This window comes from Amycolatopsis keratiniphila subsp. keratiniphila (genome assembly GCF_001620365.2).
Lineage (GTDB): Bacteria > Actinomycetota > Actinomycetes > Mycobacteriales > Pseudonocardiaceae > Amycolatopsis > Amycolatopsis keratiniphila.
The window spans coordinates 87854-96870 of the sequence record NZ_LQMT02000009.1 but is presented as its reverse complement, the minus strand read 5'-3'; the positions used below and the strand labels follow the sequence as shown (position 1 = coordinate 96870).

General features: G+C 62.9%; 3 protein-coding genes and 1 pseudogene. 1 reads left to right on the top strand and 3 read right to left on the bottom strand.

From position 1 onward, the window contains the following. Positions 1 to 831: pseudogene (locus tag AVR91_RS08265) on the bottom strand (hypothetical protein); the annotation flags it as partial. A 421-nt stretch (positions 832 to 1252) separates the two neighbouring features. On the opposite strand from AVR91_RS08265, the gene AVR91_RS08260 reads away from it, so the two are divergent. After that, positions 1253 to 1813 (top strand): phosphotransferase family protein, encoded by a 561-nt coding sequence (locus AVR91_RS08260; RefSeq protein WP_228709155.1) that lies wholly within the window; start codon positions 1253 to 1255, stop codon positions 1811 to 1813. Between the two features lie 536 nt (positions 1814 to 2349). Here AVR91_RS08260 and AVR91_RS08255 read toward each other — a convergent pair. Together AVR91_RS08255 and AVR91_RS08250 are read right to left on the bottom strand one after the other, a co-directional pair. Beyond that, on the bottom strand, positions 2350 to 2820 hold the full coding sequence (locus AVR91_RS08255; protein ID WP_063271630.1) for a hypothetical protein: 471 nt from the start codon (positions 2818 to 2820) through the stop codon (positions 2350 to 2352). 8 nt (positions 2821 to 2828) lie between these two features. After that, positions 2829 to 9002, bottom strand: a complete 6174-nt coding sequence (locus AVR91_RS08250) for a polymorphic toxin-type HINT domain-containing protein (RefSeq protein ID WP_076857287.1) — start codon at positions 9000 to 9002, stop codon at positions 2829 to 2831. Positions 9003 to 9017 lie beyond the last annotated feature (15 nt).

Here is a 9017-nt window from a genome sequence, read left to right as displayed (position 1 = left end):
ACGGAAATCATGACAGGGCCCGCAGGTGTCGGGGAACGCCTTACCGAAGTAGCCGTTCACCCTGAATGAGTCGACCATCCGCACGAACTCACGTGCGACCGCCGGCATATCGAGACGGCTCGGCACAGTCGCGCGCCGCCGCTGCGACCAGTACGGCGTACGTACAGACGCCTCCCTGAGCTGGCCGGCATCTTCTACGAGCCGCGACAAGAACTTCCTCGGACCACGTAACGCATCGGAAAACGGGTCGCTGCCCCACGAGTCGCTGGAGGAACCGTTCGCACTCATCGCATCGATCGCGGAAGTGCCAGCGAAGGCCTCGGTAAGCAACCATTCGCACTGCTGGTTGAAGTCCTGCCCGGCACGCGCGATCAGCGCCTCGCCTTCCCTGACGAACAGCTCCCGCGGCCACACCAGTTCGAAATCCGCCCCGCCATATCCGTCAGCGGCCAGAGCGGACCCTCGACCCGAGTCCTCCTGCATCCTCCGCTTGGCCTCGACCCCTACCGTGTGCAGCCCTACTGCCCTCAGCGCAGCGATCCTTGCTGGGAACCACCGTTCTGTCCAGGAGACACCGCCAAGAGGAACGGGCAGATCCGGGTCGAAACGCTGGTAGTTCCGGAGCTCGGGGTCGACGGCATCCATCACGATCTGTACCGCTGGCTCCAGCCGACACAGCTCGTCCTCCAGCTCGCTGATCTCTCGCTCAAAGTCCTCAGCTTCGGGACGGTCACTACCGATCGTGTGGATCGTGCGGTAGAGCTCCGCCATCTGCTCGATCTTTGCCACGAACGCCTGAAGCTGATCAACTGCCCACTGCTGGTCGACCACAGAGCCATCTCCGATCCTCGAACGGCCGATTCTAAGATGAGGGTTCGATCCACAACAGGCGACATACGGCGAGTCGGCGGCGAAGCTGACCTCGCGGACCGTAGATAGTCAGCGCGCTTCCGTAGCTGTTCTGTAAGCTCAGCCGTCCGACGATGGGTTTGATGCCCTGTGTACCGGTTAGGCATGACTGCGACGACGAACGCAGTCTCGCTACCCAGCCTGGTGTTCCAGTCTAGCTTCAGCCTTTTAGCGGTATTCGAGCTACAAGCGGTTACATCGCTCTCCAACTCGTTAGCCACCGCCGGGACGTTCATGCCCGCCGGTGACTGAGCCTGGCAACTGTGTGATCTCGGTGCGGGCCAAGCTAGGCGTCAGTTCGAGAGCGGTAGCGATGGCGGCCGCGAGAGCGCGGCCGTGATCGGTGAGTCCGGCCATCGGTTTCGGCGGGCTGGCGCGATGCACGAGTTGCCGGCCGAGTTCGCGTTCGAGTCCGATCGCGGACGTCGACTTCGCTGCTCAACGACGAGAAAAGGGCACCACCGCGCTGCTGACGGCCGCAGAAGAACGCCTCGAACAATTGCCCGCGCCCGGCGGCCCGACAGTCCTCGTGCACGGCGACCTGTGGTTCGGCAACACCCTCTGGTCCGGTGACCGCTGCACCGGCCTCGTCGATTGGGACTGCGCCGGCGCCGGATCGCCGGGAATCGACCTCAGCGGCGCACGCTTCGACGCTGCCCTGATGTTCGGGCTACCCGCCGCCGAGCAGGTCCTGGAGGGCTGGCAGCACGCTGCCTGCCGACGAGCCGAGCAGGTCGCCTACTGGGACGTCGTGGCGGCGCTAGGCACCCTGGCCGACATGGCGTTCTGCGTTCCGGCGCTCCACGACCAGGGCAGATCAGACCTCGACGCTGACCTTCTCGGACTACGGCGGGACGCATTCCTCAGCACCGCACTGAGCCGACTCGACGTCGACGATCAGTAGTCAGCACACCACCGAAGCACGCAGGCCGACCAGCAGAAACACGCGAACGAGGTGGGGCCAAATCAGAGTGCCGACTCCGCCTCGGCAACAACAGGCGGGGCCACAACAAGATGCCGGCCGATCCTGCAACCCAGCCTCCGGGGCCAGATCGGAGTGCCGAACCGGGACCAATTCGACTTGCCGAAATCATGCCGCCGAGAAGCCGCGCCAGCGAGGCATGTCCGGGAATATTGGCAGCCATCGGACTACCGGCAAGCGTCCAGTGAGCGATCCGGACCTCGCCGTGGCTCAGCCTGGTCGCCTAACCCCAACTACGAGTCTCTACCGAACCCGGGGCGGTTCACCACATCCTCACTCAACGAGTGAGCCTCCATCAAACCCGGGGCGGTTCAGCCGAGCCGACGACGGCAACGACGACCCGTCTACCGTGGCCGTCACCCGCTGACGTTGCCGTCACCGCCAACGAAACGGGAGTCCCACCGAGCACAGCTCGGTGGGACTCCCGTTTCCGCTCTCCTAAAAGGCGAGAAATCCGATCAGTCCGATCGGACGAGGTCAGCAAGTTCGATTAGATACTCGTTAAACCTCAAGTCATCATGAGCGGAGAAAAGCACCCCAAAGGCCGATTGAAGAGCCATATTCGGGGCTTCCTTCAAATCGCACAGAGGGATCGTTGAAACCACATCGGAAAAGCTATAGGAGAGCTCCACCGCGCCTCCTTCCATCACAGCTGTAATTGAATCCTGAGTTTGCGAGGATTCTACAACTGACGCGCCGGAAGATACGACTTCGCGACACAGCTGAACAAGCATCAAGACAAAGTCCACGACGGGGAGGCCAGGCGTCCTCAATTGAATCTCGTTGCACCCATCGCCGATCACTACATCGGAACTGAAGTAGTGAAAAGTCAGGTCATCGGCCGTTAGCGTGCGAGCCGAGAGCCCCGACAGGCCGTCGGCATCCCAGGATGGATCCTCGATGCGAGGTAGGAATGTAAACGAGATCACTTCGTCTCCTAGTACATAAACTTCGGCATCGCGGTGACGAAGTTCCCCGCACCATCAACGGCTATTCTCATGCCGTTCTGGCCCATCGCACCGACTTCCACATCGCCGAAATTGTAGTCGATGTAATATCCGCCGCGAGGGTCGGACTTGGACCTAGGAACTTCCGTCCCATTCTTGATCGCCTCATCCACCATCCCCCGGAATCGGGCCTTGTCGATACCTTCGGCAAATACATTCTCCACCTTTCCAGCCTTATCGTAGACCCCTCCAGGTGAATGCTGGTCCCAAGCGTGGTCAAACTGCTGGGTTCCTACAATGCAGTTTGCATTGTGCACCAGGGCTGGCGTCTCGCCCGCCAGCACATAGTACGTGTGGTCGGTGTCGACGGTGAGGTTGTAGACCCGTTGACGCTGAGTCTGCCATCGGTCGACCTTGACCACGGTGACGACCGCTCCAGTATCCGTCCGGAGAGTGTCACCGGCCTTGAGGTCGGTCGCGTCGGTCCAGGACGCACGACCTGGCGACCAGAACGGGTGCTTATCGGTAGCGATGACCACGCCGACCTTGTCCCCGCTGGGACCGTCGATGTCGACGGTCAGTTCGACCAGGTTCTTCTGGCCTTCACCGACGATGGTCACGATTACCGGGCGCGGCTCGGTGCGGCCGGTCTCTGGGTCTGTGGCGACGACCTCGTCACCGACCTCGACCTCCTCGATCGGCTTCGTCACCCCGCCGACAAGCAGCACCCGAGTACCCGCGACAAAACTGTTCGACGTGGCACATTTAGCCGCGGCCGGGCCCGCGTCGCCGGCCAACTTCGTTCCCTGCTTAGCAGCAGCCTTGGCTCCTGCAGCCACCCAGCCGGCGATGGGAATAGCGGAACCGGCAGAAAACGCGGCGTTAGTTAGATCGTCTTCACCGAGATATATTATCGCGTTGATGATATCAGCAGCCTCGCCGGGCCCGGGTAGATAGCCGATGATGTCAAGGCTGTTATGTGCGGCGTCGGAGAGGCTTTCCGACCTGAACAACTGCCAGGCCGCGCCTAGACCGGTCCAGGGCACCGCGACGGCGTCCGCCCACTCCAGGGGCGTCTGAGGGCGGCGCTTCGGCTTTTTCCCACCGTTCATTCGCGACTGCTCGAACTGCCGGCGTTTCTCGTTAGCGCCCGGCTGGCCGCGCTTGACGTTCATGTTCGTGAGCTGCTGGTCGCTGTAGTGACCGTGAACGCCGGCTCCGGCGACCGGGTCGATCCCGCAATCGCCCCGCCAGCCGACGCAATAGCCGGGCGAGTCCTCAGGGGCGAGGCCGGTGGGGTCACTCAGCGCGATCGGGTTGTTGTTGGCGTAGCTGTAGCCGTTCATCTGCTGCGGGCTGGACGGGTCGAGAAGCGGGTCCAGCGACACGAACCGGCCCAGGTCGGCGTCGTAGTCACGGGCGCCGAGATGCGTGAGCCCGGTCGAGGCATCGATCGTGCCGCCCACAAAGCCACGCTCACCCGGCATGACCACGTCTGGGCCCCGTTGGCTACCGAAGGGGGTTTGGCGTCGTTGCTTGACCATGAGGTCGTTCGCGTTGATGGCGACCTGTGTGGTGCCCTGGTGGTCACCGGCAAGCCAGGTCAAGACGCCGCCGGTCCGCATCGCGACTGTCGTCCCGCCGTGGGTGTAGTACCTCGTCGTGGTCGCGTTCCCGCTCGCCTTGTCGAGGCGAACCTCCTGCTGCCCAAGATAGAGCGTCGTGCCTGTCGGATCACGCCGGATCAGCCGATCGCCGTCGGCGTCGTAGAGGAACGTCGTGTCTGAAGTGCCGTCGGTGACCTTTTCGAGCTTGTTCTCGATGTTCCATTCGAGGTTTTGCTGCCCGGAGACACCGGGGCGGGTCTTGGTGTTGCCGAGTTGGTCGTAGGTGTACTGGGTCGTCTTGGCGCCCGCCGGTCCTTCTGTTGTGACGGAGTTGAGCACATGCGGTTTGGTGGTCCCGGGAGCGGCGTAGCTGTACTTGCGGGTGAGGTCGCCACCGGGCAGGTGCTGGGTGTCACCGGTCCGGTTGCCGGACTTGTCATAGGTGAAGGATTGCCAGTACGGGGCTGGACCGCCGAGACCGCTGGAACCGGGAGGCGCGCCGCAATCGGGGTTGGCGGGCGTCCAGGCTTCGGTGAGACGTGTCAGGTAGTCGTAGCCGAAGCACTGCTTGTCCACCGGCTGTCCGAGGGGGGTGTTGGCGATCGAGGTGATGTTGCCCGCGGGGTTGTAGGTGTAGTGGGTGTCGGTCTGCATCGGCTGCGGTACTTCGGCGTCGACGATGGTGCGGTCGAGCCTGCGGGTGTTGGTGTCGTAGTAGTAGGACAGCCAGGCCCGTTTCCCGTTGGTGCTGGTGCTGCTCTCGCCGCCGAGCTGCAGCCGTTGCGGTTCGCCGTAGCGGGTGTAGCTGGTCTCGGATACGTAGTCCTGGTAGTCGTCATCCACGCCGCCTTCGGTGCTCTGGAGGTATCCGAGATCGTCGTGGACGTAGAGCATGCTTTCGACTGACAGGTCACCAGCTCTCGGAATACCGGCGCCGCCAAGGCTTCCATCCCAGTTGTACTGGAAGAACGACTGGTAGGTACCGGCCAGCTTCGGGCCCTCGATCGGCGGGATGATGATCGACTGGACGGTCGGCTGGTACAGCGGTCCGTAGACGTTGACCTTCTTGACGTAGGCGTTGCCGTCGACCCAGCGAGTTGACGACGCGACCTGCCCGATGCCCTTGTGCGCGGTGTCGTAGGCCCATTCACTGAGTTTGGTCCCCGACAGGTTGTCTTTGAAGACGCCGGTCTTGCGGCCGAGTTTGTCGTAGCCGTAGGCGAGGGTGACGTTGCGGGCGTCGGTGCTGCTGGTCTGCTGGTTCAGCTTGTTGTAGGTGTAGGTGGTGGCACCGCGGTCGGGATCGTCGGCGCGGATCAGCGAGCCGTGGATGTCGTAGGTGTAGGACCAGCGGTTACCGCTCGAGTCGGTGATGGTGGCGAGTTTGTCGGAAGGAGTGTAGTCGTACTTGGTCTCGTCGTAGTCGCCGGTCGGCTGGGCGCCGTGGTACTGCCAGACGCTGCGGGTACGGCCACGGGCATCGGTGATCGTGCGGGTCGCGATACCGCCCTCCGGTGGCGTGACGCTGACCGAGTCTCCGCTATAGGCCGTACTGGTTCGCCACTTTTCGTGTCCACCGACCTGGTAGATCGATGCGGTGGCCCGGCCGGCGCCGTCGAACTCGGTGAAGGTCAGGCCCGGGACTTCGAGGTCGCTGGCCACCCAGAGTGAGGTATCGACCGGCTGGTCGTTGTAGAACGGTTGCGTTGTCTTGTAGGCACGGCCCTGTGAGTCGTAACGGGTGTCTACCAGCAGCCTGCCGCCTCCGGGTGCTGGTGCCTGGACCTGTCTGGTTCGGTAGAGGCCGTCGAGAATCGCGGTCGAGGTGGTGTAGTTCCCCTTGGGGCCGATCTGCGTGGTGGTAACCGAGCTGGGTGCGTCCTTCCGGACGTCATAGGCGAAGCGGGCGGTGCCTTGCGCGTTCTCTGCTCGAGGGCGGTTCGGCTGCCAGACCTCTGCTTTACGCCCGAGCGCGTCGTAGCTGATCTCCGTGACGCGGCTATTGGGATCGGTGATCGTCAGTGGGGACCCCCACGCGGGCTCGAACACGGTGGTCGTCTTGTGCCCGAGAGCGTTGGCGGTATCGAGTTGAGTGACCGGGCCCCCGACGGCCGGCGTGTAGGTGGAAGCAGCGGTGTTGCCGTCGGCGTCGGTGATCTCGAGCGGACGACCATAGACATCAAGTTTGGTCTTGGCTGTGGTCCGGTAGATCGGAGTGAAGCCGTTGTAACTGTCGACTTCCTCAGCCAGGGTGACGTCACCGACAGTGGGCGGAACACCATGTGCGAGCGTGTCGTAGGACAACCGGACGTCGGAGATGGTGTCTCGCGGATAGACCGGCAGCAGGCCGCAGCGCGCAGAGAGTGTCTCGACCCGTGACGGGAAACTCAACAGCCATCGCGTGGTGTTCTGCGCGTAAGTGGTGGACGTGCAGTGCTCGTCACCGGAGACGTTGATGTCGCCGAAGTCGTTGACCTTGATGGGCAGGCCGTTGGGATCATAGTCCGTCGTGGTTTTCGCGACCCGCCAGCCACCCGAGGCCAGTGCCGCGAACCCGCGCTTGACACCGATGTTGACCAGGTATGCCTTCAAGGCTCCCTGAGTGGCCGTCGGGCCTTGCCAGGTAGGTTCGGTGATCGTCTTACCGACGATGGCCCCGGCTTCGCCGTTCTTGATGATGGTCTCGAGAGTGAAGCCCTGGAGCCAGTCCTCGTCGACGTGAGTGCCGCCCTCGCTGTCCTGGACGCTCGCCGTCCGCGAGCCGTTGTTGGGGAGCTTGTCCCCGTGCATGCCGCGGAAGTAGCGGGTTTCGGTGAACCCCATCGGCCCGCTGGGGTCGTTGGGCTTGCCGGTGCGGACGATGACCTTGCCGAACCCGCGGAACTCGTTCCAGGTCTTGTCTTTCTCGGACTCGAAATCAGCTGTGGAGTAGTGCCACGCCGCACCTTCGGGATAGGAGTAGCTGGTGGCTTGCTCACTGCTGGTACTCATCCAGTCGGACTCCACGACCGATTCGACAACGTACTTGTTGAAGTAGTCGGTGCGTTCGGCGAAGTCGCGCTGTGTCCACGTGGCTGGGAAGCAACGTTTGGTGTTGGTTTCCGGTTTATCTGGCAGAGAGGTCGCGGTGCAGTCGGCGGGTGCGTACCTGATGCTGGTGACACCACCGGCTTCGGAGACGATCGCGGAGAGCCGATACCGGTTCAGGGGGCCTGGCCCGTCGCCCTTGTCCACCCGGTTCGCGAGCTTCATGCCTTCGAAGGTGACCTTGGGCAACGCGATCGGTGTTCCGACATGACCGGTATGGATGATGCTCTTGAGCCAGAGAGCGGCTTTCCGGCCGTCACCGGGATCCGGGAATTGGTGCTCCAGAGTCCAGCTGTCGACATCCGCGTAGCTGTTGTTCTTGCGGACCTGGGTGGTGATCTTGGCGAGGCGTTTCGTCGACCAGAACGTGGGGCTGTAGTGGTCCTTACAGGTCGTGCCTTCGCAGCGGTCTGCCAAAGCGACGTCGGGGAAGTTCTCTGGCTTGTCGAGGGTGCACACGCTGCCGGGAACGCACCGTTCCTCGGTCGTGAAGGTCACCTTGCCAGTCGCGGGCGCTGAGTCACCGTCACGAAGTCCGTACTGGATTTCCTTGAGTGTTCCGCCACGGACGTAGGACACCGGGGTGTCTTTCAGGTTTTGGCCATAGTTGTTGGTCTCGATGTCGTAGGTGTAGAGGATCAGATTGCCGTGGCGGTCCACGACCTTGTCCAGGTTCCAGCGGTACGCCTGGACGCAGGCTGAGTTCGCGAACGTGTTGTCCGCCGCATGGCACGGTTCGCCGACGTCATCGCCGTAGACTGGCAATGTCCAGGTCGACTTTGACGTCGGTGCGGACCCGAAGAAGTACTGGGTGCCGTCGACCGTGGTGATCTTCCAGTATTCGCCGTCGCGGGCACCGTTCGCGGCGCCGGTGAGGTGCTCGATGCGGGAGCCGTTGTCGCTCTTCTGTCGCCATGTCTTCTTTGTGGCGTCGTAAACCAGCCGGCCACCGGAACCGTTGTAGGACGCGATCGCGTTATCGCTCTTCCAGCAGAGATCGCCGACCTTCGGCGGTGTCGTTCCGTTCTCTTTGTCGTCCTGACAAGCGCCGTAAGCCCGTTCGACGAATCCCGGGTGCAGATCCCAGCCGTCCCCGACCCATGATGCCTGGTTGTTCGTGGCACTCGTGCGCCCATCAACCGCCGACGACGTGTAGGACAAAGCGAGATTGGGTGTCAAGTTCCCGGGGGTGGGAGGAACTCGCAGTGGGTACGACCAGGAGAAGTCTCCCGTTTGCGTCGACACATCCCAGGTCGCCGTGGGCGAAAGCGAGGTCGCTTTGCTGGTTCCGCCTCCGTCGGGCGTGGTGGAACCAGTGGGTTGGTTACCGGTGAGCGCCTTCAGGCTCGCTTCGTCGAGCTCACGGCCCTTCATGGTCTGGTTCGTCACCGGAGTCGAGTCGACTACCGGCGGGTCGACGCTCCAGCCGTTGGCCGCGTTCGCGACCTGCGAGGTGCTGACGCCGGTCACGACCAGTGAGCAGAT